The organism is Fusibacter paucivorans, from assembly GCF_018390735.1.
GTDB lineage: Bacteria > Bacillota > Clostridia > Peptostreptococcales > Acidaminobacteraceae > Fusibacter > Fusibacter paucivorans.
In genome coordinates, this window is record NZ_JAHBCL010000009.1 from 64264 (window position 1) to 90324 (window position 26061).

Here is a 26061-nt window from a genome sequence, read left to right on the forward strand (position 1 = left end):
TCCACCTACTGTTTTAATCTAGGATCGAGTGCATCTCGCAGACCGTCTCCAAATAAGTTGAAGGCAAACACGGTCGACATAATTGCGACACCTGGGAATGTGACAACCCACCAATAATCTCGAATATAAGCACGTCCGTTGGAAAGCATTGAGCCCCATTCAGCCATCGGCGGCTGGACACCAAGTCCCAAGAAACTGAGCGCCGCTGCTGAAAGGATTGCAATCGCAATACTCATTGTCGCTTGAACGATAATTGGCGCTAAACAGTTTGGCAAAATATGCCTTAAAATAATCCGCGCATCATTCGCCCCTATCGATCGTGCAGCCTCAATAAATTCTTGGTCTCTCAGTGACATAACCGAAGCGCGAACCAGCCGAGCATAGCCGGGCACTGAACTAATTCCCACGGCGATCATGACGTTGACAATCCCAGGGCCAAGTGTTGCTGCAATGGAAATTGCCAGCAAAATATTGGGAATGGCTAACATGACATCAATCAGCCGCATGATAATATTGTCCACGCGATTGCCGTAATAACCTGAAATCGCACCGAGAATGGTTCCAATACCGCTGGAGATCGTGACGGAAATTGCACCGACGAGCAACGACGTTCTGCTGCCGTAAACAATTCTCGAAAAGATATCTCTGCCGTATTCATCTGTGCCGAAGTAATGTTCTGCACTCGGTGCCATAAAACGCTGTCTGAGATCCTGTTCATCATAACTAAATGGTGAAACAATATCTGCAAAAATCGCTGACAGGATCAGTACAATGATAATCACCAAACCGAGGATTGCCGCTTTATTTCTTAGCAGGCGTACGAGGGCGTCTCGCATCATACCGCTGTTTCTGCTCTTTATCGCTACAGTTTTTTCACTCATCGCCTACCTCCCCCAGTCTTATTTTCTTACGAATACTATTGGTTGTAAATTGTGTTCTAATTCTTGGGTCGACGTATGCATAGAGCACGTCTACAATTAAGTTTACCACCGACATGACAATGGCAATAAACAAGACACCGCCCTGAACCAATGGATAGTTCCGCATATTAATCGCGTCTACCATTAGCTTACCAATGCCGGCTATGGAGAAAATGCTCTCTGTGAGTACTGCTCCGCCGAGCAGTCTCCCAAAAGAAAGACCGACTACGGTAATAATGGGGATCAGTGCATTTTTCAGTGCATGCCGCCATATAACAATGCGTTCGGACTGCCCTTTTGCCCGTGCTGTTCGGATATAGTCCTGACGAATAACCTCCAGCATACTGGAGCGCGTCATTCGCATAATCTGTGCCGCCGAACTCGTCCCAATGGTAACTGCCGGCAATATCCAGTGCATGGGCGTCGAGAAGCCGGATGGCGGCAACCAACCGAGCCATACGGAGAACACGATGATCAGCATCATTCCTTGCCAAAAGTTCGGCATCGAAACACCAATAAAGGAAATCGCCGTCGCAACATTATCTAAAATAGAATACTGCCGCGTGGCAGAGACAATGCCGACGGTAATACCAATGATAACAGATAAAATAACGCTCAATCCTGCGAGTTTAAATGTATTTGGAAAACGAACCAAAAGCTCATCTAAAACAGGCTGTTTTGTCGTATAAGAAGTGCCAAAGTCACCTTTTGTGACGATATTTTTCACATAATTAACGTATTGAACCAGAAATGGCTCATCGAGTTTAAGCTGCTCATGCATCATTTGAATATCTTCCTGTGTTGCCATGTCGCCTAAAATCATCACCGCAGGGTCACCCGGTGTGAAATAGCTCATGAAGAATACGACAAATGAAACGCCAAGCAATACTGGAATCATCATTAATATGCGCCTAAATAAAAACCTAAGCATAGTGTCCTTCTTTCAATATTTCTTTGGGTGTCATCGCAAATAACTATTCCGCTAAATACACGGCAGTCAAACGATGTCTCTAAATCATGGAGTTCATTATTAAGTTATTTTAAGTGATATTATTGTAAAATAATAGGGTTATGCTCCATTTTTGAAGTGTTTTACGCTGCAAAAGGGTGAAAAAAGAGTTGCGAAGCAATTTTAGTACTTTTACGCCTCGCAACACTTCTAACGCTTTCTTCGCAATTCGTTATTCTGTTACGGTAACAATTGACCAGTCTACCAATCCAAGCGGATCAGGTACAAAGTTTCCAATATTATTGGAAAGACCATAGATCGTTTTCGTATGTGCCAGTGGAATCGTGTATTTAATATCCCACAAGTAATCTTGAAGTTCATCGAGTACCACTTTACGATCTGCATCGTCATAAATTTGTCTAAATTCATTTAATGCACTGTCAATATAATCGTCATTTGGCTGAATGCGATCGCCAAAGGCTGAATCATAGATAATAAGAATATTGGATGGATGATTCGCATTCCCGGCACGGACAGAAATTTGATATTCATTGCCCTGTGCAAGGTAAGATGGTCTATCCATCGTAATAATATTAGCTGTAACGCCGACATCTTGCCACATACTTTGGATGATTTCGGCAATATCAAGGTATTCAGAACCTGGATCAACTTGGAACTCTAAAATTAAACCGTTTTCATAACCCGCTTCTGCTAAAAGTTGTTTTGCTTTTTCAGGGTTGTATTCAGTCGGTTCCATTTCTTTGAAGCCAATGGCATTTGTCGGCATAACACCATTTAACGCATCAGCTGACTCACCGTAAATAACGTCGACGAGCAGCGGCTTGTCAATGGCATAAGCCAGTGCTTGACGAATGCGTTTGTCTTTTAAAACTTCGTCTTTCATGCTCATGGTAAGCGTCGTATAGCGGTATGACGGCACCATGACGATATCGGCATTTTCCATATCGCGAACACGTGCGATGTCACTTGATGCAAGGTTTAACGCCACATCAACATCGCCTGTTTCAAGTTCAATCACGCGGTTGGAAGCTTCTGGTATAAATTTGTAAACAAGATTCGGCGTTTTTGCAACACCATTAAAATAACCGTCAAAAGCAACTAATTTAATTTGTGTTCCCGAAATCCATTCCGAAACCATGTAAGGACCTGTTCCGATAGGGTTTCTTGCAAATTCTGCTTCTCCCATTTCTTCAACTGCTTTTTTTGACACGATATTGCCACGGCCGCTGGTAATGGAATTAAAGAAAGCTTCATCAGGCATATTCAATGCAAACTCAATCGTGTAGTCATCGATTACTTTTGTATTTTCTATATCCAATGTTTTGAAGGTTGAAGCACTTTTTGGTGATTCCAGCGCACGTTTAAATGTAAAATAAACATCATCAGCTGTCATTTTTTCGCCATTTTGGAAGAGTACATCATCTCTTAAGTGAAAGCGAATATGTGTATCGTCTATATTCTCCCAAGATGTTGCCAAGACGGGTACATATTTTTCATCGATGTAATCAATCAAAGGATTAAAAATATTTTTTTCAATAACAAACCATGAAATCATGTTGGAATATTGCGGGTCCAACGTTGCCGGTTCTTCATGGTGTGCAATGACAAGTGTGTCTTTAAAAGTCGTTTCTGTCGTCGCTTCTGCTGAACTCGATGATGAAGATGATGAAGATGATGAAGATGATTCTGCCGGCGCTTCGGTTTTAGAACCGCCACAGCCACTGAGCACCATACTGATCACGAGTAAGCCAATGAGTAGTTTGTAAATCTTATTCATGTTTTTCTCCCCTTTTTAATCATAATATATTTGCTGACCTCGGTGCTGTGCACCTGAGCCAGGTTAGCCAACGGTTGTTGCCTTCTGTCTTTTATGATGTGTTTCCGGTATCCAATGGTACCTGAAAGCGCTTTTGTGTTTCACGTTAAATTAAAATCATACGGCTGACTTCTCTTTTGGCTCTATCTTTATTCAGCGTATGTTACGCGATGGTTTAAACTTTAGCATCGTTATCAATAATAGTCACTGACAAATGCTTCAAGTCGCTTAATGCAATTGGCAATAATCTTTTCGCCTTTTTCTGCAGTCGCTATTGTACCATCTCCAACAGTTCCGGTTTTCGTCTTTTCATCAATGGTAAAATACTGCAAAATATCCGGGAACTGATTTGCTTGATCTTCTGGTATTTCGAATTTGACCGCTGCATCCATATTCACGAGTTCTGGTCTTATATGCAACATGATTGACGTTGCACACTCGCTTGCATGTCCATGCGCCATGTATCCTTGATGTTCTAAAGCATCTCCGCTGTTAGCGCCTACAAAGCGCCACCAGTCAATCTGTGCTGTCTTGATCTCTGGATGGCTCAGCTTGTAAGCTTTGCAGATACTGCTCACCATCGGTACGTTCCCTGCATGTCCTGTAATAAAGAGGAACTTTGTAATGCCCCAGCTCCGCAGACTTTCACAAACATCTTCGAGATAACCTCTAAAATGTGCTTCGTCAACGGTAAGCGTTCCAGGAAATTTTGCGAGAACTCTGCTTTCGCCAACACTCATACTCGGTGCGATCAATGCACCCGTTGCCTCTGATAAACGTTTGGCAACTTCCTCTACGACGATAATATCGCTGCCTAAGGGCATATGCGGCCCATAAACTTCGACTGCACCTGTGGGAATAATCACCAGAGGTGATGATTTGACATATTCGTCAAATTCTGTCCAACTCATATCTCTTATTGTTGTTTTCATAAATGCCTCCATCATACTTGACGATGTTCTCAATAACCTCCTTTCATTTACAGAATGTTCACACTTTATGTTTTGTTTAATTATATGAAATTGCCATGTGCTTCTCAACTCATATTTCATATGATTGTCCTAGTACAATCTCGACTGTGCCGTATTTGTCTCAGCTGTCGCTGTTTTGAAAATAAAGAGAGAGGTCAAATACCTCTCCCATTCATGTTAATAACCTGATATTATGCCATAATCTTCCTAGTTTTTCGACATTGGCCTCAGCTGCTCAAACAGCTGCCGCGTTATTTGTGTGTTCTTTGCCGTATTCATCATTCTCTACAGCATCTTGAGGGTAATGTATTGCGCTTAATGACGTCGAGGATCTTCGGCACGGCATAATCAATGGTTTCATTGTCCATTTTGCTGACACTGAGCCTAATCACCTTGGTATTGGCAAATTCTTTGAGAAAGCAAACACGGATATCGACGAGCTTAATATGCATGGATTCAAGCGTTTCCATAATGGTATCAAATCGAGTCCCATTTTCAATATAGAGACAAAGAAAATAGCCGCCTTTTGGCTTACTGAACTGCATGCCTTCAAAAGTGTTGGCTTCAAGCGTTTTGATTAGATGCGACATGCGGCTGGCATAGAGCGCCTTCATTTTTTCTTTGTGAATCTTAAACAGTCCGCTCTTGATGTAGATGTCAAGACCTCCCTGTGAAATAATGGCGCTATTGCTATCGGCCCATTGCTTATAGTCATAAAACGTATCGACTAAAGACGTCGGCAAGACAATTGAAGAAAGTCTCAGTCCCGGGAAGAGAATCTTAGAAAAACTGTTGATATGCACCACGCGTTCATTGACATCATAGGAGAACATTGACAAATCCTTTGGCGATTCGATAAAATCTGCCATGCAGTCGTCTTCGACAATATAGACATTGTATTTTTCAGCCAGATAGAGCATGTCGAGGATTTCCTGTCGCGTATAAGAATAACCAATGGGATTATGAAATCTCGAGGATGTATAGAAAAACTTAATTTTATTTTTTTTATAAATCGTCTCCATTTCATTGAGATCAATGCCATTTAAGCCGCGATTGATTCCAATAACCGGCATAAAATTTAGTTCAAAGGCTTTTAAAGCGCCAAAGTAAGTGGGCTGTTCTGCAAGGATTGTTTTATTGCCATTTGGAAACGGCATCTTCGTCAATAAATCAATTGCCTGTTGGGCACCCGTTGTCATAAAAATATTACTGAGTTTAGCAAAAATCTGATCTTCCTCAAGCCGCAGCTTGATGGTCTGCAAAAGTGAAGGCAGCCCCCAAGCTTTTGTATAATAAAACTGATTTTCCTTATAGGAGTTAATCGCCTGTATCACGCAGTGCTGAAAGTCAGCATAGGGAAAACGTTCAATATTGGGATAACTGGTTGAGGCAAAGATCATATTTTCTTGATTTGCCGCATCCGATGCAGGATTTTCTATAACGTAATAGCCGCTTTGGGGCTTGGCATAGAGCAGATGTTGGCGCTCCAGTGTAACCAGTGCTTTTTGCACGGTTTCCTTGCCGCATTTAAACTGATCCGAAAGAACTCGGATGGAGGGAATGCGAGCCCCCGGCTTATAGTTTCCCTGTTCAATTTGTGTCTTGATATACTTGGTAATCGTCTCGTATTTATACATGTTTCCAACCCCCGCGCCTTTCAAATCCCTCACTGCGTTATGAGCACATTCCCGATGTCCCTTTCACATAAGTGTACTAGGACAATCCTATATTTATTATATTGTAAGCCTCCCCCGAATTCAATATAATTGGCTTAAATACAGAGTGCTTCACACACTTTATGTTTTTCACACGATTTATTTAAATGAAATAAACGCCGCCAACAGCGGCATCGTCATACATGCGGGCAATCCGCAATCACTATTTAAATATTGAGGTATTTTATGATGACATGGTCAGAAGCAATCGCCGCCAGGGCGATGAAAGTGGATCCGGCACTTATTGGGCACTATATTGAAGACGGATTCATGAACTTAAACATCAAACCCGTCGCAGATCATTTTAAACTCATTGGCCCGGCATTTCCCGTAACATTCAGCGGCCGTAATTCCGCAATGCTGTTTTATGCCCTGCGACGCGCACCAGAGGGGTCCGTCATCGTTGTCGACAGATGCGGAGATAATCAGTTCGCCTGCGTTGGCGAAGGCGTCACCCGTATTGCAAGTCAATTAAAGCTTGGCGGTATTGTCATTGATGGTCCGAGCACCGATACAATCGGTATTCGCAATTTTGACTTCCCCATCTTTTCCACTGGCATTTCGCCTGTGACGACAACAGGACGATTCGGCGAAGTTAACGGCGATTACAATGTTCCCATAACTTGCGGCGGCGTCACTATAAATCCCGGCGATATCATCTTTGGCGACTTAGATGGCATTATCGTCATTCCACCAGAACGTTTTTTAACACTTTTAGAACAGGCCGAAGCGGCGACTGCACGCGAAAAGGAAATGTTCGGCAAAATGTCAGAAACCGATTTTAGAAATAAGCCCTTTGACAGCGAAGTCAAAGTTGAAGCTTATTTTGAAGCAAGACAACAACAGAAAAATTCTGCAAAATAGCACTTATATTTTGAAACATACCTTCTATTTATCCTGTTTTAAGAAATCGCCGGTATCGGATTCTACCCCTTCTATATCCGAATACCGGCGATTGCTTTTTTTGCAGTCCTCTATCCGCTATACAATGTCGATATAGCTCAGCGGATTGCCAAGCGCTTCGATATACTTTACAAGTGCTGACGGTGCCATTAATACAGTCGCCGTATTGTCATTGGGATGAATGCCAACACGGTCAAACGCCAGAATTGCCTTATCGAGAACAATGATGACTTCATGGTTGCTGTCGTTGATAATCCCTAGCGGTGTCACCGCGCCTTTCAAAAGTCCCAGCTTATCCATTAAATCCGTTTCAGATGCAAAAGTGAGCGGTCTGCTCGCCAGTTTCGTTCTAAGTTCCTTTAGGTTCACCCTTTTTTCCTTTTGCAGCACAACCAGATAATAATGCCGTTTTTTATCATCTCTAATAAAGAGGTTTTTTACAATCGCATCGGCATCAGGCAAGTTTAGCTGCTCCATTTCTTCTATTGTATAAACAGCAGGGTGCTCAATGGCTTCATATGCGATCTGCATTGCGGTTAACGTTTGGTATACTTTTGACTGCTGTGAATCGTTCATATTTACGCCCTCTTTTCTGCTGCTCGGGTTTTTCTTCAATCATCCATACATTATCAAATTGATGGAGCCCTGCACTCAGATCGACCTTACCATCAAACGCTATCTTTTTATCAAACCTGCACTTGGCTCTAACCGTATCATCGGTATCAGATAATTGTATCACAAAGCTGGACTGGTGACGATACAGCTTTGCTGTGCATATAACCCGTTTCCTGAGGCAGATTTGAAAAACCGCATTCCATATTAAGCCAAACACCCCGCAGCATTGCCGCGGGGTGTTTGACTTATCATCATTTCATTGTTGCAAAAGTTTTTTAAAACTTGAAAAATTCACCTAATGCTTATTTTGTCACATCAACACTTTCCGGAAAAGCACTTTCAAGCACATAGTCAGGGATATCGTTGTCCCTGAGACTAACGGTCTCGAGATATGGCAGCGCTGTCAGTGCCGCAATGTCAACGAGATTGTTATCCGATAGATCAAGATCCTTTAAGTACCGAAGCTGTGCCAGTGGTGAAGCATCTGCAATGGCATTGCTGCCAAGTGAAAGCGTCGCCAAGTATTTTAAGCTGGCCAGTGATGAAATATCGGCAATGTCGTTTTTATCTAAATAGAGCGTTTCGAGGAATGTCAACGACTGAAGGCCTGAAACTGATGCAATGGCGTTTTCATAAAGGTTCAAAGTTCTAAGTCTGCTTAAGCTGTCAAGGCTTGAAAGCTCATGGATAGCATTTTTTGAAAGGCTCAGTGTTTCTAAACGGTCAAGTCCCGCCAGTGCCTTAAGATCTGAAATGTCATTGGAATCAGCCACCAGTGTTTTGAGTGATGTCATCGCGCCAATGCCATTCAGAGATGACAGATGGTTATCTCTCGCGAGCAACAGGCGCATCTCTGTCATCGCTGACAGAGGCTCAAGTGATGTAATGACATTTTCATTGAGCGTCAAAACCTCAAGCGATTTTAAATTTGTAAGCGCCGTTAGATCTGAGACGTCATTCTTACTGATGTCCAAGCTTTCAAGATGTCGGTAAGTACTTAGGACGCTAATATCCTTAATCGCGTTATCGCTGAGATTCAGCGATGTTAAATGATAGAGGGCATTGAGGCCGCTGATATCCTGGATACCGCACGACTTGAGTTCCAAGGTTTCAAGTGCTGAACACTGATTAATCGGTGCAATGTCAAACGGGCCTGCATCGCTGATTGAAAGCGTCTTGAGTTTTGAAAGTCCCGAGAGCACACTGAGATTTTCAACTTTAACACCATCGAGGTAGAGCGCTTCTAATTTTGACAATCGACGAAGCATCGAAAGATCTTTCACTTCTGTATGACCGAGATTTAATATTTTTAAATCTTTTAATGCCTCAATCCCCTTAAGCGATGAAATTTTCTTTCCCCACAAATTTAGATATTGAATATGTTTTAAATCCTGTTTTAATAAATCGCCTTCCCATTTGTCCGTCTCGTCTCTCAAAGCTCTCTCGAGAACAGGGTCTTCAATGACGACAACGTCTAGCCCTCTATTTTTAAACTGCTTGTACTCAGAAGATGTCTTGAGACGATCGCCGTCAATGGATACCCATTCGAGATTATCCATATCCGCAAACACTGCAAGTGATGCCAGTGGGTTACCGTCAAGGGACACCTGTTTGAGATTATCTAGATCTTTAAGCGGCGTCAAATCCGTTACCAAATTGTTGCAAAATGAAAGGGTTTCAATATCTTCAAACTTTTCAATGCCTTCCAGTGTATCCAGTGTATTGTCGTCGAGTTCCAAATTTGTCAGTGCCGTCAAATCAGCGATAACGGTTAAATCATCAATTTCATTGTCATTGGCGATAAGCGATGTCAATTTTGTTAAATCATCGAGCACTTGCAGTGAACCGATTTCATTTTCACTGATGGATAATTCCTGAAGTGTTTTGATTTGAGCAAGATCATCAAGATAGCGAATGTTATTATCATCCAGTGTCAGAATACGCAGTTTGGTTAATGCAGCAAGGGGTGCCAGCGATTCGATATCGTTGTGATCTGCTGTCAGTTCAGTTAAGTTAACCGCGTATTCCAGCCCTTCCAGACTGACAATGCCTTCGTTGGCAATATCGAGTTTTGTCAGTTTTGACAGCGTTGCTTCCGAAAGCTGAGCGGTTGTGATGTTGAGTGCTTCTGCTGTCAATTGTGCCAATACTTTATCTTCAAATATCGCAGCACCTGTTTTAGGCGTTTTAACTTCTGCTGCCGTACTCGCATCCGTTGTCGTTTCTTGATCTGTTTGCTGGCTAGCTTGCTGTTCGGTCTGTTGATCCGTTTGTTGATCTTGCGGGTCAGTTGTTACATTGGCATTCTCTGCCGACTTAACAGCTGACGTATCTGACGTTGTATTGTTCGCCGTCGTGCTCGCTTGTGCGCTGCCATAAACAATTTGACCTAAAAGCAAAACGCAAATGAGCATCATACTGAGTATTTTTCTAGATCGTCTCATTAAGAGCCTCCTTTGTAAATGATTTTTGCTTTTTAGCCATTTGCTGATATATGCCCATTGTTGTACAAAGGGTTACAATTGCCATCAGCACCAGCATCAAAATAGCATGCCACATATGCGGCCATTGAACACCTGAGATAAGTTCTCTGAGGCCGATAATGGAATACGTGAACGGCATGAACTTGCTAATCGCCTGAAAGAATGCCGGTTCGAGTTCAACTGGGAACGTTCCGTTTGCCGATGTCAGCTGCAATACCAAGAGTACCATCGATAAAAGTTTGCCGGCATTGCCCATCGTAAAGTTCAGTAATTGCTGAATTGCTACAAAACAAATGGAAAGCAGTATATTAAATGCATAAAATCCTAAAATGTTAACCGGTCTCAAGCCGATGAGCAGAATCACAGTGGATAAGGCAAGAGACTGCGCAACGCTAATGGATAAAAATGTCAAGTATTTGCCGAAGACATATTTCGCAGGTTCTTCAATGTAATCCTTTGGTCTTTTGAACTTTAACAGGACAAAAGTAACAAGCGAACCGACCCATAATGCCAATGAGTCAAAATATGGCGATAAGCTCTGGCCATAATTGTCTACCGGATAAACATCCTGATCATCCAACACAACGACTTCATCGGCATAAGCCTGAATGGCCTTCGCCGAAAATTTCGTACTTTCTGTTAAATCGGCAATCCCGCTTTCGAGACCATCATGCAATTGGACACTGCCTTCGTAAAGCTGATTAATGCCGTCTTCAACATCAGGCATCTGATCGGATAGCATCACGATGCCATCGTTAAGTGTTCCGGCAGCATCTGTGAGCTTTTGCATGCCGGATGCCAGTTCTTCGCCGCCGTCTGCAATTTCTGCAACACCGTTTGAAAGAGCGGGCATGCTTTCATATAGTTCTGTAATACCATCGTGTATATCTGTTTCAGCACTGTTAATTTTCAGCATACTGTTGGAGAGCGTCTCAGTTCCCGCGCTGAGGTTCTGAATACCATTTGAAAGCGCCGGTATTTTATCTTGGAAGGTTTCAAGTCCTTCTGTAAGCGAATCAGCACCTTCTTGTAACGTATCAAATCCCCCCATAAACTCGGGCAGCGATTCAACGTAAGCGCTTGTTCCCTCGCTTAAATCATTGGCCCCTCCGCTCAGTGCCGCTAAGCCTGTATCAAGCGATTTTAATCCTGAAAATACTTGTCCGTTAATTTCTTCAACGACGACCAGATTAATATAATCCCCAGATGCTGCTACAATGGCATCGGCATCATTTAACAATGATACCGCCGTCGTTAAATTCGTCCGACTAGCATTGCTCATCAAATAGACACCGCTTACCTGCGCATCTCTGACACTTTGAATACCACCATTTAATTTCGCTAAGCTGCCGCGAATTAGGTTTTCAAGTGTTGTCGTCTGCAATATGGCGGATAGCGCATCTGGATCACTGCCGTTTAATGTGCCGAACATAGTATCCATTCCCGCCATGACTGAGCCCAATCCACTTTGTATGGGTGGAAGTGTCGCCCCTGTATATTCTGTTGCAACAATGCCATAGGCCTGTGTCAGCTTCGTCGTCATGGTTGTCATTTTTGTATTTAAATCATTATAAATCGGCGCCATCAGTGCTTCTGACATTTTCATAGCATCAGTCAGCTCGCCACTGGCGCCTGCTGCACTGGCAAGACCCGCATCAATGGCTTCCGCACCGCCATCGATATCGACTGCTGCCGAAGCCAGTTTCCCGGCACCGCTTGCGAGATCATCAATCCCATCTGAAAGCTGCTGACTGCCGTCAGCCAATTGATCAACACCGTCTTGAAGCTGAGGTGCTGTATCGCCTAGAACGCTAACTGCATCATTGATCTGATGAATACCATCTTCAACATCCACAAGCTTGTCTTTAAAAATGCCACTGCCCTCAAAGAGTGTCTGTATCCCGTCCTGAAGTTCCGGTATCTGATCATTCAGTGTCAAGATCCCATCTTTCAGTGTCACCGCACCATCTGAAGCATCTGTCATTTTATCTACAAATGTTTCGCTGCCTTCTGATAAATCCGTTAACCCCGACGTTACTTTGGGCATTTGCAGCTTCAAAGTCAATAGACCATCATTGAGCTGAACAGCGCCGTTATCTGCTGAAATTAAACCATCTTGAACACTGGCAAGTCCATCTGTCAGCGATGCTGTCAGCGATGCCAATATTGACTGGTTAATTTCACTTTGAATGTTATCAGCTGCCTTTTTGCTGATCATACTGATAATAAAGTTTTTCTTGTCATTTGAAACGTATTCCAGTGACGGGTGTACGAGTTCACCATCCTCAATTTGATTAATGGACTTTGTAAAATCCTCGGGGATGGCAATCATCGCGTAATAGTCGCCTGCATCAACACCCGCAAGTGCCGTTTGGCGATCATCGACAAACACCCATTTAAAATCCGTGTTTGCCCGCAAATTTGCTTCTGTATCCCTGCCGATGTTTAAATAACCATCATCGGTTTCGACACCGATGTCAGCATTGACAAAAGCAATCGCTAGTTCTTCTGTTTTGCCGTAGGGATCCCAAAACGCGCCTAAGTAGATCCCGGCATAGATCAAAGGCACTAAAAGCATCCCGATAATAATCACCTTGATGTAAAGTTCCTTTTTAAAAATGCCATAATCTTCCTTTATGACGTCTAATACTTTCAATTCATCACCACCTATGTTGTACTGACTGGTCAGTATTATTTTAAGTGGCATCACTGCACTTGTCAAGAATTAATCATTTTTTCAAAAAAGCTGAAAAGCGCCTATTTTAGCCAAATAGACGCTTTTTTATATATCCGTTCATATTTATTTTACAAAATCAATACCTTGTTTATGATTATAGTTGCGACAAGATTTCCTCAATCATTGTTTCCGAAGCATGATCAATGGGTTCCTCTAAATTTAAGTAATAGACCGCTGTCGTCATCATGGCGCCAAAGTAATTAAAGGCTTTCAGACGCGTATTCGCTGCTTCAAAATAGCCATCTTCAACACAATTGATGATGTACGCTTCGATAAAATCCATGACTTCGTTCATTTTTTTCCGCAATTCGATCTGACGAATATCTTCGCCCCAGAGCTGGCTAATGATAATTTTAAACAAATTCCGTCGTTCAAAGACGAGGGTTAGAATAGCACGGGTAATAATTCTTAACTGCTGCATCGAATCTTCTGTTACTTTGATTTTTTCGAGTATTTCTTCCCGGATCATTGAAATGCCGCTGTCAATCATATCGTTAAAGATTGATTCCTTGCTCTCAAAATAATAATAAAGCGTTCCTTTTGCGACATTGGCTTCCTTGGCAATTTCATCCATGGTTGCAGGATGGTAACCTTTTTTGGATACGACTTCGATTGCAGCCATCAGTATATTGCTTTTTGTTTTATTCATCTCATCCCCCGTACTGCCCAACGATTTTGTATCCCCTAAAAAGCCATTCGAACACCCAGTTTGATCACTTCTAAAGCATTAAACGTGTTCGTTCCCACGTGATTGTGTTTCTCGGTTATAAACATACTTTCATGCTTATTATAGGGCAACTCTTTTTTTTTGGCAACTCTTTCCACGTGATCACTTACAAATTATGTTTAAATTTTCTTGGCAGAAGCAATGACATCAAAAAGCCGCTCCCAATTTTGGTTAGCGGCTTTTGCTAATTGAAAACACCCTGCTGCAATATCTCTACGACCTTTCGCATTGAGCTAAATCGCCTTTTTTCTTTTGTCGTGATACATCTCTTGATCAGCCGCTTTGATCTGATCATAAATTTGTCTGATCACGGGAACTTCTGCGATGCCGTATGAAAAGTCAATTTCAAATTCAAATGTCTGAATTGCCGACAGCAAGACTTTAATATGTTCAACGCGTTCTGTCACAACTGCCATATCTAGCTGCTTAAAAATAATAATAAATTCGTCACCGCCGTAGCGAATGACCAAATCATCTTCTTGAATCGATTGCTTAACCGTCTCGACAAAGGTCTTTAAAACGGCGTCGCCAATGGCGTGACCATATTGATCATTAATCGCTTTAAAGTGATCGAGATCCAGCATACAGAGAATACATGCATCATCCAAATGCTCTGAGACATACATTTCAAAATAAAGTCTCGAATACGCATCCGTCAAACTGTCACGATAGGCTCGGATCTTGTAGCCATCACGATCGGCTGATATCTTCTCAATTTGGCGCCTCGCATAAACGATAATGCTGAAGTGGACGAGCAAGAGCATAAGGCCATAACCGACGACGACATAGACAGCACTGCGCCGTGTAATCATTTCAACGCGCTTAAAGAGCTCCTTTTTTGACGCATAACTGTAAACCACTGTTTGATCGTCAATTTGAACGACTTGGTAATAATTGAAATCATCTTCATAGAGATTTTCATGCCCTACAACAAGATTCAAATCATTTCGTCTCTCTCCAATTTCAAAATGTACATTCCCTTGATTTAATAATGCTACGATATCGTTAAGGCAAAAACCCACGCGATCATACCCCATCGTTTTCCCATCCTCAATAATGGGGGATACGACTTCCAAACACGTTTTTCCTTCACGGTCTTCTAAATAATAGGCTAACGCCTCCTTGACAGTTGCCAGTGGAACCGTGTTGCCGACATAACCATCGTTTACAACTTCACAAAGCACGGTTTGATCGACAATGCGCTGTGCATACATAACATTTTCAAGCGCACCGACGCCGTCGGCATATTTATCCTGCGTAAACGTCTTTAATGCGTCAAAAGTAATGGCGCCATTCTGGTAGGCGACTAGTTCCTGTTTAATCATGGTACGACTGGATAAACTCCGTGTCCCTTGAATGCTTTTATTCATCGCCTCTTTCAGAGTCGCCGCTTTTGTCGACGATATTAGCTGAAAATTGTTTAACACGTTCGTTTCAACTTCTTCCTTCATCGGCTTGTAAATTCCAAATATACCGAGAACAAGGGATAGCGCCATAATAGCAATGAATACCGAACGCGTTCGGTTCATTAATTTTTTCATAATCGCCGTGTATCCTCCACTGTGTGACAAAGCTTCTGAGCACATGTCTTTTTAAAATTCTACCACGTTTTCTTCCGGAATGAATGCCCTATCTGAAATATTTCTAATATACCCATTTATCCGGCAACATACCGCATCCCACCAAATGACATTGTGCAAGCCCCACGTGTAAAGGACGCCCGAATCATCAGACGTCCTCACTTTTCAAATCATTTTAATTTTCAATCAATACTTTCACGCGTTTTATGGATACCGCAATGCGCCTCGACGATTAGCTTCAAAATTTCACTTGATCAAATAAATCACTTTTGTCAGTCCCATTCGTACGCTATCTTCGCAAACACATCTTTTAAGACATTGAACTATATACTGCGCTTCCGGCTTCGAAGATTTTTATACCAAACATTCATCGATTCAATTTCGCCCGATATATGGGTGTTGTTATAAAGTGTTCCACCAAACCGATACCCCGCTTTCGCAAAGGTTGCATTCATGGGAAGCGAAACCGCACGTGCAATGGTCGTCGCCGTCTGAATGCCGTTTGCTTTTAAGTAAACCTCCATTGCCTCCAACAGGTGCCGAGAGAGTTTAAGACCTCTAAAATCTGGATTTACTGCAAAATCAGTCATTTCCGCACTACGCGCCACCTTGTTGATATCACAGGAACTGACCGCAATCAATGCCCCGGCAGAAAAAATACCAAAATAAACGACATCATCACGCATGGTGCGTTCTATAAACTGATGATCGTGAATTGGGAATGGATATGAGGCAAACACGCGTTTGTAAAGCGTTACCATTTCATCAATGTCGCCCGTTTCGAGTATACGCATTTTATAATGCGATGACAGCGGTTTCAGTGCGACTTGTTTCATTTCTTTTAAGCGCTTTAAATGTGATTCGAGATACTGTCGATTGGCGACTTTTCGTCTTTCCGGGTCAGGATATTTTGCCATAAACAGGCTCTTGCGAACCCCTTCATAGTAGCCGGGAATTTCCGCCTCACGACGATAGCCTTTTGCCGTAAAGAGCTGTTCTGCCTCTGCCGGCACTTTGGCAATAATTTTTCCGTATGTTGTTTCCTGCATTAGGCGATCAATGGTTTTTAGTACGCGCTCACCTGACTTTTGCTTGTACTCCATCACATAAATGCGATCATTATGTTCACCGTATTGAATTTTACTTTCTCCAATCGCAAGTTCTCTATCTATGATCGGGTTCATTCGCTCACCACCTCCATTGGCATTAATGTAATGGTATCGTTGGTATCTCTTAAAAGACGATCGACGCCAATTGGATCGACGCGATGCTCCTTATGCGCTTTCGCATTGGTTTGACAGAAGCTGTCACATTGATGACGTTTATAATCCTGCGGCATTTCATAGGTTGTAATAACGCCCTCATAATTTCTCAAGATTACCTTATGGGCAGACCATGAAATAAGGTAATTAGGCATTACCGGAATTTTACCGCCGCCGCCGGGTGCATCAATGACGAAAGTCGGTACGGCAAATCCACTGGTATGTCCTCTCAAGCTCTCCATAATTTCAATGCCGGCACCAACATCTGTTCTAAAGTGTTCAAGTCCTTCAGAGAGGTCGCACTGATACAGATAATACGGTCTGACGCGATGTCGTGTCAGCTTTTGCACCAATTGTTTCATCAACACGGGACAATCGTTGATTCCTGCAAGCAAAACAGATTGATTACCTAAGGGAATACCTGCCTCTGAAAGTTTGTCCAGTGCGGCAACCGCTTCCGGCGTTATTTCCTGAGGATGATTAAAATGCGTATTGATCCATAAGTTCTTATGCTTTTTTAAAACATTCACAAGTTGATCTGTAATGCGAAATGGCAGTACGACAGGTGTCCGCGTACCGATTCGTATCACTTCTACATGTTTAATGCGGCTGAGTCTTTCCAGCAGATATGCAATGGTTTCGTTTTCCAATAAAAAAGGATCGCCGCCTGACAAAAGTACATCTCTAACTTCCGGATGATTTTCGATATAATCAAATGCCGCTTCATAATCCGATCTTTGAGGATTATAATCGGTATCGCCAACTTTTCGCTTTCGCGTACAGTGCCTGCAATACATCGCACAGACGTTACTAACATGAAAAAGTACGCGATCGGGATACCGATGGGTAATCCCTTCAACAGGGCTATCGGCGTCTTCATGTAAAGGGTCTTCAATATCTGCACGGCTGACATTGAGCTCTGCCGTCCGCGGAAATGCCTGCATAAAAACAGGATCATCTTCATAGTGCTTAGAATCAACCAATGACAAATAATAAGGTGTAATCGACAGTGGAAATTTTTCAATTGTCTCTGTTAGCGCCGTCTTTTGTGTTGCGTCAAATGTAATATCCAGCGCGCGTTCTACTTCCTCTATACGCGTAATGCGATTTTGAAGCTGCCAGCGCCAATCACGCCATTTTTGCTGTTTTGTCACTGATTTTAACGGCTTTGCCGCCAATTGTTTTGCCACAGCTTGTTTTGCGGATAATTGTTTTACACCTGCTTTTTTCATTGCAGGCTTTTTCAGTTCTCCTGTTGTTATCATGGTTCTTGCCACATCCTTTCTTCCATACATTGCATCTGCTGACGCAATTTCAGTAAAGTGAGCTTATTTTGCACTTATATAAGATTTGGACAACTGTCTCAAATCAATTTCCATTATTAAATATCAGCGCGAGCCTATCAGCAATTAAACGACATTATTTCAATATTTTTACATTTTCGAACGAACTATTGGACATCTGCTTTTAACGACTGTCAAAAACTTTTTCAAAAGTTTAAAAAAAGGGGCTCTGCGTCATTCATTTATGTAAGGAAATTGCATCATTTCCTCATGTACGCTTTGAATCGCACGCTGTTATCGTACGTTCTTATAGATTAAAAAACGCCCTAACTCATTTAAGAGTTAGAGCGTTTATACCTCGCTTACGCGTGTATTGCACCACTTTCATAGCACAGGTCATGACATCATATCCTAACCAAACCCCAGTTCTAAAACACGATTTTTCACAGTTGTTTTCTCCTTAGCGGTAAATTTATTATCGGGCACATGGCCTCGAAAACTCATAAACCGGATACTCACAGCTGTTACTTCACCTTGTGATAAAATTGTGTTTTTATTTAAATCATCCCTTAGCATTACGATCAGCCAAGGAGACACAAAACACACGAACTGCAACACAAAATGAACAGTGCGTTGCATTCGTCTAGCAATATTTTATCAAATTGCAAGTCTTCTGTCAAATCGTCATGAACTTTAGTCGTTACCTACTTGGTAACTGCTTATTAAATAACACTATAATCTTAATCAATCAACCGCCGCCAACAGGTGGGAACAATGCCAGCACATCCCCTTCTTCAAGTATTGCGTCCATCTTGGCACCTCTGCCGTTAATCATGATAATCGCAATGTCGTTCGCAGGCAGTTCCAAATGCTTAACGACTGCTTCGACTGTAACCGCTTCCGGCATGGTTAAATCAAAAATTTTGTCGTGATATGCCCGCAGTGTTGCGAACAGCTTCACTGTAATCGTCATGAAAGATCCTCCTCCCCGTCGGTTTTGGGCTTAATTTTAAAATTCGCTTCGCTATCCTGATTCTTGCCATAAAAACCCAAGGCAATGCGATAAGGCCCCGGACATCCCGGCGGCAAAAAGGCCATGCGATCCCCTGGGTGAATCATTGCACCTGTTTCATGGACAAAGCCGTTAATAAAAATCACTTCGACTTCATCCAACGGAATTTCCAGTTGTTTAGCGAGGTCGATACCGGAAATTGGCGCATCAATTTCCAAGATTAGCGGCATACATTTATACCGCTTTCGAATAAAGGCATCCAATTGTAAAAATCCGCGTATCTCAATCGTTCCACTACTCATGCCATGCTCCTTTTCGCCGTTATTCGAAAATCGCCGAACGTTTAAGTTCGGCGATTTATCGTTATCCATTCATTATAACATTCATGTTCAGCTTCACTACAAGCCCATAGCATCACACCCTTTTCGAGTACAATCCAAACGCTTGCAAATGATTCTGAAAGTGATTAAAGACTGTTTAGAAATTATAAACCTCGTCAATTTCTTCAGGTGTGAAATCCCAAACCACGTTGTGCGGTTCTATTGGTTCATATTCCATAAATTCAGGCAGTCTGTCATGTGCATTGGTAAAACCTGCACGCTTATTGAAATCACGCTCAACCTTTAATACGGACTCGCCGAGCTTATCAACGTCTTCTGCTGTGAGCTCAAGGCCGTACTGTGCATTGATCATGTCAATCAACGCTTGATAGCCGCCCGGATTATCAGCAATCCCAAAGTATACGAAAAGACACATGCCAGTGCTGTCTACGGCAGCGGTTCCGATCTGCATTGCTCTCGCATATTCAATCTGACCGTCTTTTTTCAGCGGATCAATATCAGCGCCGACTTTAAGGATGTTACCGGAAATGCAGTAGCCTGCCGTATGGTCTGCGCCCATTGGCGTCGTCGCATAGGTAAGGCCAATGCCTTTAACCGCTCTAGGGTCGTAAGCCGGAATCGCCTGATCTTTCACCACTGGTACTCGATAAAGACCGCAAAGTTTCCCGACAATGGCACAGCCACCTGCAATAATGCGCGCCAATGGTGTTGGTTTTGCCATATCTTTGACAATTTGAAGTACGCCTTCACCATCACCCCAAGGAATCAGACCACCTTCCATTGCAGTTGCAACGGCAACGGCGATTTCAATACTGTCAACGCCGACATCGTCCATGGCACGGTCAATATAGGCAATGGCGTCAAAGTCCTTAATGCCTGCATCGGCACCGAGACCCCAAACCGTTTCATATTCGAAACCACTGGTGATGTACTTGCCTTTTTTATCAGGATACCACTGTGAACAGCGGATGATACAGCCCGGGTGACAGCCGTGAGAAACCTTGCCGTCACCACCGCGCTCTGTAATCAGTGCATTCATGGTTTCACCTGAGAAGTTGTCATTGTAATCAATGCGGCCGGCTGTAAAGTTGTGTGCCGGTAAACCGCCTGCTTCATTGAGAATGTTGACGAGGACATCTGTCCCGTATGCTGCAAGCCCTTGTCCGGCTACCGGATGATCGAGAAGTGCTCTTGCAAAAATTTTTGCCGCTGCTCTGAATTTTTCAGGATCTGCAACCGGTACAGGCTTCGCCCCTGCATCGTCAATAATAATCGCCTTTACATTTTTTGATCCCATGACAGCGCCCAAACCGCCACGACCAGCACTACGAATATTGCTTTCCGGATCTTTAAAAGAAATATTTGCCGATGGAAGACGATGTTCGCCTGCCGGCCCAGCCAGTGCAATACCCACTTTTGCACCATATTTCTCGTTTAAAATTTGAATTGCTTCATAATTGCCGCACCCGCCTAAAATAGACTCAGGTGCTTCCTCGATGGAAACGCCGTTCATATCAATCTTTATAATATAGAATTTGTCGTCTGCCGGTTTACCCTCTACGACGAAAGCTTTAATGCCCATTTTCGCCATCTTTTGAGAGAAGAGACCCCCGGTGTTGCACTCTTTGATTGTACCGGTCAGAGGACTTTTCGCCCCAACAGAAAGTCTCCCTGAGTTCGGTGCAGAGGTGCCGCTGAGCAGCCCCGGCGCAAAGATGAGTTTGTTGTTCTTGCCTAATGCATGACAAGTTGGCTTCACTTCGTCGTTAACAAAGTTAGAAGTCAACGCACGTCCGCCGAGTCCCACGTATTTTTCTGGTAGTGGACCGGAAGTGACTTGCTGCGTCGTCATGTCGACACGGATAAATTGCTCCATAAAAAAACCGCCTCCCTTTTGAAATAGTTTGTCAATAAATGCTCATTTATTGACGTCGAAACAACAATAAACGCATGTTATCGCCAAATCCTTTCCAAATGACGGGAGGCAGTCTGGTTTCCCATTCTACCCATTGGTCAACGCTCTTAGCAAAAAACCTTAGAGCCATTAACTCGGACTGGTTGTATTTTAATTATACCACTTTTTATGCATCTTAAAAAGGCAAAGTTTAAATTTCTGATATAAAGACATTTGACTTATAAGCAAAACTTATAAGTTGTACTGTGCCATCTTTGCGCTAAGCTGCTGTTCAAAGTGCTGGACTATGCGAAGATCTGTAGACTGCTTCATTTCATCTGCTCGATGGTGCATTTCACCTCTGAGTGCATCACAGTCCTTGTTTAAATACATTTTAAGTTTCATCATTTGATTGTACTGAATATCTTTGCAATATTTGTACTTAATGAGTTTGGACGTCCCTATCGTAATGGCCGTAAGCAGTATGCTCACAAACGGCAGCACAATGCTCCCCCAATTCATTAAGTCCATCATACTACTTATGAAAACGAAATGGTTATGATCGTGATAAATACTATTTATGAAAAACGCTGACGATTTTTTAGGTTCGTCAGCGCTTCTGCTTTTTAATATTCTTTTAGAAAATTAGTATTTAACTGCTGTGTGTCCAGTACGATGTCAGGATGTTTTGAACCTCCTCTGGATTTTCTTCTAGTGCCTGCTGCCAGCTTATACCGTTTTCTGACGAATAAGCCGCCATGGCTTGGATTAACTGCGAAACGTTTTCGTTATACATGACGTTATTATTTGAAGCGATAATGGTGTCAACTTGATATGCCTCTCCGTCAAACCAGTTATCAATGGTAATGCTGTTGTTATCATTAAAGATTTCAATCACCAGATCATCACCATTTCTTTTGTAGATTTGATCCATATAGCTGGTGTCGGTGATGATTTTGTCTTCTGAAGCGGTGTCTGGTGTCGTTGCAGCCATACTCATCCTAGTGTTCATAATAATCCATTATCATTTGAGTTCTCTGCTACAAATTCAAATCTTATATTGTGAATAAAATCACTTAAGTACTGCTCATACGGAACTAATCCAAATGGCCTTTCAATTAAGATATAAAACGCTGCCGTCATCATCTCATTACGCTCAATTATATGCAGCAATTCTTGATAGAGTCTCACTTGAAAATCTTTGTATTCTCCGCTAAATAGATCCATAAAAATGTCTTTAAGTTTTTCCAGCTTGCAACTATCTTCTGATTCAATCATATCTTTATACAAGTCAAATAGCATTTCGGAAGAAACTGCATTAATAAGTTTCTTTTTACTTGCAACTGAAACAACTTCATAAAGCTCTTCAATAGAGAGTCCCCCCTCAATATAAAGAAATTCTAAAGACCCAACAGTCGAATTTTGTCTTCCATATGTTTCATTTGCTCTTGCTATAAACCAATCATCACAAATTAGAGTTACATTTTTCGTTCTGACAACTTCAATTGATTCAAAATCACTTACATCAACAATTTCATAAATGACATCATAAAATTCATTGTTGAAACTCGTCATAGGCAATTCTTCAAATTGATTTAAACACTTAAGCAAATCAGTCCAACACTTCCGATTAGCGTATTTATGTTCATCTGTAAACTCAACTACTCGTAATTGATTCTGGTCATTTAAAAAGGTAGTCCCTTTAATATTGATCGAATTGATAGCTTCGTTCAAGCCTCTTTTAATAAAATTCTTGATACCACTTGTGATAATTATCTTATTGTTTAAACGCTCTAACTTATCTAGGAGCTCAAAATTCTTAAGAACAAATATGGAGCTTAAAGACAAAACGTACTCTTTACTTTTCCCTTCAGCCGTTCTTGTTGTTGAATAAAGACAATATTTATCATTTCCCAATAAGAAATGAAAGATGCTTTTATATTTTTCGGGTGATTTTCCTGATAAATACATTAATGGCATTCCTGTTTCAATACCAAAATTATATTCCTCTAATTTTTTTTCTGTATGTTTCTTACTTTCAATCAATTGTTCTGTCATCTTCTCAATGGTTTCTTCAGCAGATCCTGCAGTAATCTTAAATAAGAAATTGTTATCCGTGTCAGCTCTCTTATCTTGAAGTTTTGAAAAGAAATATCTAAACAAATGAATATATGTCTCTACAATTTCTAAAACCTTATACTCTTTCCCATTATAAACAACCATCTCATTTGTATTTGCAAGGGCAATTAGCTCAAGAGCTTCATCACTTGTGCCACTATAATTATAACAATCAAATTTAAATTCTCCATTATTCGCAACATTAGAACCGGATGAGTGCAGACAGATTCGTACTTTTTTTCCCATCTTAGACGCTAAGGTTAATACGGTGTCATTGTTTGCTTTATCTAACTTCTGTTCTTGATAAATGCCCTTAAAACTATTCATACTAATTTGTACAAAAGCAGCCTCCTCTTTATCACTTATTTGATCACTCAGTTGAAAATAAGAATCGACCATTTGAGATTTTGCTTCATCCCAGCGCCCTTTGTACGCATAGTACTGAGATGCCATAATGCGGTGCGACAGCACATCTGATCCTAGTAATTTTTTTGCCTCTAGAAAGGCATCATCATTTAGCCCACCCCGAATGATCGCTTGAATATAGTTGTATTGATAAAAAATATCATTTCCTTCTAGTTCTTTATACTCTTTCAAAGTATTGAGCGAGGCCTCGCATCTTTCAGTTAAGAGTTCAATATAAAATTTTTTCTGAATCAAAAGAGGTAACTTTATTCCCAATGAGTAACACCCATACACCACATCTTTTAATTCATTAAATAGCGCATCTTCTGAATCTACCATCTCGTAAGATGCAATATATAATTTCAGCGCATCCTGATTATTATATATTTCGTCAGCAAGCAAGTCTCGCATGGCTTTATATTCCCTAAGATTAGCCAAAGTTCGTGCGAAAAAAAGTTTTTCATCAATTGTAAGCTTATCCGATATGCGATTTAATATTTCTATGAATGCAAGTTGCATTGCAATATCACCATATTTATGAGCTGTTTTAATCATAAGATTTACAACTATTGGTGGCTTATAGTGTATGCTTTCTAAACTACTAATCAATTCATTAATACTTGTATAATCATTTTTTCTATCAAGCAACATGATCTGATGATAAAGAATCGCGCCCTCATGATCATAACCGATGATATTGTTATCACTAAATATATGTTCAACGCTATCCCACTTTTCCATCTTACTATAACAATTTAACAGCCTTGCTCTATTTAAAGGCATTTCATTACGTATTTTATAATACAAATCAGCTGCAGTTGGGTAATCCATCAGTTGATAATGTATCTCAGCAATCACACTTAGCACTCTTTTGTTTTCTCTGAATTCTTCATCTATTCTTTCAAATTCGGTCAGCGCTTCATAGGAATTACTTATTCCAAGTGCCATCAAATAGCTAACCCAATAGTTTAATTTTACTTCTTTTGGAGCATTATGAATAAAGACTTCAACGGCTCTCATTTTCTCTGCAATCTCACCCGCTTTTTCTATGAGTTTCTCATTAACGTAAAATACTGGCTCTAAACTAGCACTAAATAATTTATATTCACACATCGTGCAATGATACTCTGCCTCAATTGTATTTTTTAGTTCTTTTGCTCTTAAAAAACTTTTTAAAGCCTCTTGATAATTTTCTCTACTTAATTCAATAATCCCCATTTGTATAAATGCTTTATACTCTGAAATAAACTCATTTTTCATATTACCAGCCTCGTCCAAGAGTATCTTCAGAACCTCCTCATAATTGCCATTACGAAGATGATAGCTTGATTGATAAAGCATTATTGCAACAGTGTTCACACCTTTCATTTTCATTGTTTTTAAGATTGAATCGACACCGTCATCATCATGTTTTAAATAAGCTAACCAGAATTCAATTCTATCAATATAGCCATTTGTAGGATTAATTATATTGATTTGTTCTTTAGTTTTTTCAAGCTCTTTATGCATATTCATGTTCACATAAATTATTGCCTTAAGATTTAATAATTCTATCTTCTGATCATTGTTCATTGAAACCGTGTAAATGGTATTCTCGATTAAGTCTAGCGATTCCTCAAAAATGCCTTTTTCGATTGATTCTGTATACAATTTTATTTTCTCATTCAGTAAAACATCATTATCCCTCGTTCTGTTCAGTTCATTGATGATATTTGTTTCACTTTTATTTATGTTCTCTGTTAATAAAGAAGCTATAGCTTTCTCGTTTATACTTAGTACAGTTTCTCTTAATTCTTCTATATAGCGTAATAGTGCAAGAAAATAATCTTTCATTAGATTAATATTGGTGACATTTGGGTAATCCCCATTTCTATTTTTATTAATATAAGCGGTTGCTTCATCGGCTAATTCCAATACAAAAGCCTCACGTGATAAGTTTTTAGATTTATAAGCCTTAAATATCACATCAAAAATTTTCGTTTTCGTGTCTTCAAAAGATAAAAATTCAACTAATTTCTGACTATCAATTTCCGTGTCTGCAAAATTCTCATTAAAAACTGCAACTTTACCCTGAATTGACTGCTTAAGCAATGAATCGCTTAAGTTCTTAAATTTATTTGAAATTAAATATTCTATTAAGCTTGGAATAATAATACTTCCAGTTATATAGTTCAAATAATTCATTAGCGCCTCCATAACAAAATGAAAATACTGGATAATGTTCCTTATTGGTATTATACATCTACGCACATACTTCTGCACAATTGAGATAAAGATAAAACGCCCATTTTTTGACGAAATAACCTCTA

Annotated in this window: 19 protein-coding genes and 1 riboswitch; of the genes, 1 reads left to right on the forward strand and 18 read right to left on the reverse strand. The window is 41.0% G+C overall.

Features of this window, described 5'->3' with window-relative positions:
• Positions 1–5: 5 nt before the first annotated feature.
• The 5 genes from nikC to KHM83_RS06550 form a co-directional block, all read right to left on the reverse strand.
• Complete coding sequence (gene nikC / locus KHM83_RS06530; RefSeq protein WP_213236153.1) at positions 6–881, reverse strand: nickel transporter permease; 876 nt, start codon at positions 879–881, stop codon at positions 6–8.
• Positions 874–1851, reverse strand: coding sequence for a nickel ABC transporter permease (gene nikB / locus KHM83_RS06535; RefSeq protein ID WP_213236154.1), 978 nt, complete (start codon positions 1849–1851; stop codon positions 874–876). The genes nikC and nikB overlap by 8 nt, the downstream gene beginning before the upstream one ends.
• Before the next feature lie 250 nt (positions 1852–2101).
• Positions 2102–3667 carry an ABC transporter substrate-binding protein gene (locus KHM83_RS06540; RefSeq protein ID WP_213236156.1) on the reverse strand — a complete coding sequence of 522 codons (1566 nt, stop codon included), beginning with the start codon at positions 3665–3667 and terminating at the stop codon, positions 2102–2104.
• 233 nt (positions 3668–3900) lie between these two features.
• Positions 3901–4638 carry a creatininase family protein gene (locus tag KHM83_RS06545; protein WP_213236158.1) on the reverse strand — a complete coding sequence of 246 codons (738 nt, stop codon included), beginning with the start codon at positions 4636–4638 and terminating at the stop codon, positions 3901–3903.
• A gap of 317 nt (positions 4639–4955) precedes the next feature.
• Positions 4956–6314 carry an aminotransferase-like domain-containing protein gene (locus tag KHM83_RS06550; protein ID WP_213236159.1) on the reverse strand — a complete coding sequence of 453 codons (1359 nt, stop codon included), beginning with the start codon at positions 6312–6314 and terminating at the stop codon, positions 4956–4958.
• A gap of 264 nt (positions 6315–6578) precedes the next feature.
• Between KHM83_RS06550 and KHM83_RS06555 the strand changes: the two genes are divergently transcribed.
• Positions 6579–7256 carry an RraA family protein gene (locus KHM83_RS06555; protein WP_213236160.1) on the forward strand — a complete coding sequence of 226 codons (678 nt, stop codon included), beginning with the start codon at positions 6579–6581 and terminating at the stop codon, positions 7254–7256.
• Between the two features lie 117 nt (positions 7257–7373).
• On the opposite strand, the gene KHM83_RS06560 is transcribed toward KHM83_RS06555, so the two are convergent.
• The 13 genes from KHM83_RS06560 to KHM83_RS06620 form a co-directional block, all read right to left on the reverse strand.
• Entirely contained in the window at positions 7374–7871 is a 498-nt protein-coding gene (locus KHM83_RS06560; protein WP_213236161.1) for a prolyl-tRNA synthetase associated domain-containing protein, read from the reverse strand.
• A 341-nt stretch (positions 7872–8212) separates the two neighbouring features.
• On the reverse strand, positions 8213–10354 hold the full coding sequence (locus KHM83_RS06565) for a leucine-rich repeat domain-containing protein (RefSeq protein WP_213236163.1): 2142 nt from the start codon (positions 10352–10354) through the stop codon (positions 8213–8215).
• The gene (locus KHM83_RS06570; protein WP_213236165.1) at positions 10341–13049 is read right to left on the reverse strand and encodes a YhgE/Pip domain-containing protein; all 2709 of its coding nucleotides are present in this window, start codon (positions 13047–13049) and stop codon (positions 10341–10343) included. Before KHM83_RS06570 ends, KHM83_RS06565 begins: the two co-directional genes overlap by 14 nt.
• A 175-nt stretch (positions 13050–13224) precedes the next feature.
• Positions 13225–13779: a TetR/AcrR family transcriptional regulator gene (locus tag KHM83_RS06575; protein WP_213236166.1), complete on the reverse strand. Its 555-nt coding sequence runs from the start codon at positions 13777–13779 to the stop codon at positions 13225–13227.
• A gap of 311 nt (positions 13780–14090) precedes the next feature.
• Complete coding sequence (locus KHM83_RS06580; RefSeq protein WP_213236167.1) at positions 14091–15398, reverse strand: GGDEF domain-containing protein; 1308 nt, start codon at positions 15396–15398, stop codon at positions 14091–14093.
• 362 nt (positions 15399–15760) lie between these two features.
• Positions 15761–16621: a putative beta-lysine N-acetyltransferase gene (ablB, locus tag KHM83_RS06585; protein WP_213236168.1), complete on the reverse strand. Its 861-nt coding sequence runs from the start codon at positions 16619–16621 to the stop codon at positions 15761–15763.
• Entirely contained in the window at positions 16618–17994 is a 1377-nt protein-coding gene (kamA, locus tag KHM83_RS06590; protein WP_246542914.1) for a lysine 2,3-aminomutase, read from the reverse strand. The genes ablB and kamA overlap by 4 nt, the downstream gene beginning before the upstream one ends.
• Positions 17995–18730: 736 nt before the next feature.
• A complete protein-coding gene (locus tag KHM83_RS06595; RefSeq protein ID WP_213236169.1) occupies positions 18731–18955 on the reverse strand; it encodes a MoaD/ThiS family protein in 225 nt (74 codons plus the stop codon).
• The gene (locus tag KHM83_RS06600) at positions 18952–19296 is read right to left on the reverse strand and encodes a MoaD/ThiS family protein (RefSeq protein ID WP_213236170.1); all 345 of its coding nucleotides are present in this window, start codon (positions 19294–19296) and stop codon (positions 18952–18954) included. The genes KHM83_RS06595 and KHM83_RS06600 overlap by 4 nt, the downstream gene beginning before the upstream one ends.
• A gap of 175 nt (positions 19297–19471) precedes the next feature.
• Positions 19472–21211, reverse strand: coding sequence for an aldehyde ferredoxin oxidoreductase family protein (locus tag KHM83_RS06605; RefSeq protein WP_213236172.1), 1740 nt, complete (start codon positions 21209–21211; stop codon positions 19472–19474).
• Positions 21212–21281: 70 nt separating this feature from the next.
• Positions 21282–21402, reverse strand: a riboswitch (molybdenum cofactor riboswitch).
• Between the two features lie 79 nt (positions 21403–21481).
• The gene (locus KHM83_RS06610) at positions 21482–21751 is read right to left on the reverse strand and encodes a hypothetical protein (protein WP_213236174.1); all 270 of its coding nucleotides are present in this window, start codon (positions 21749–21751) and stop codon (positions 21482–21484) included.
• Between the two features lie 130 nt (positions 21752–21881).
• On the reverse strand, positions 21882–22223 hold the full coding sequence (locus tag KHM83_RS06615; RefSeq protein ID WP_213236175.1) for a calcium-binding protein: 342 nt from the start codon (positions 22221–22223) through the stop codon (positions 21882–21884).
• Positions 22224–22237: 14 nt separating this feature from the next.
• Positions 22238–25936 carry a PIN domain-containing protein gene (locus tag KHM83_RS06620; RefSeq protein WP_213236176.1) on the reverse strand — a complete coding sequence of 1233 codons (3699 nt, stop codon included), beginning with the start codon at positions 25934–25936 and terminating at the stop codon, positions 22238–22240.
• Positions 25937–26061 lie beyond the last annotated feature (125 nt).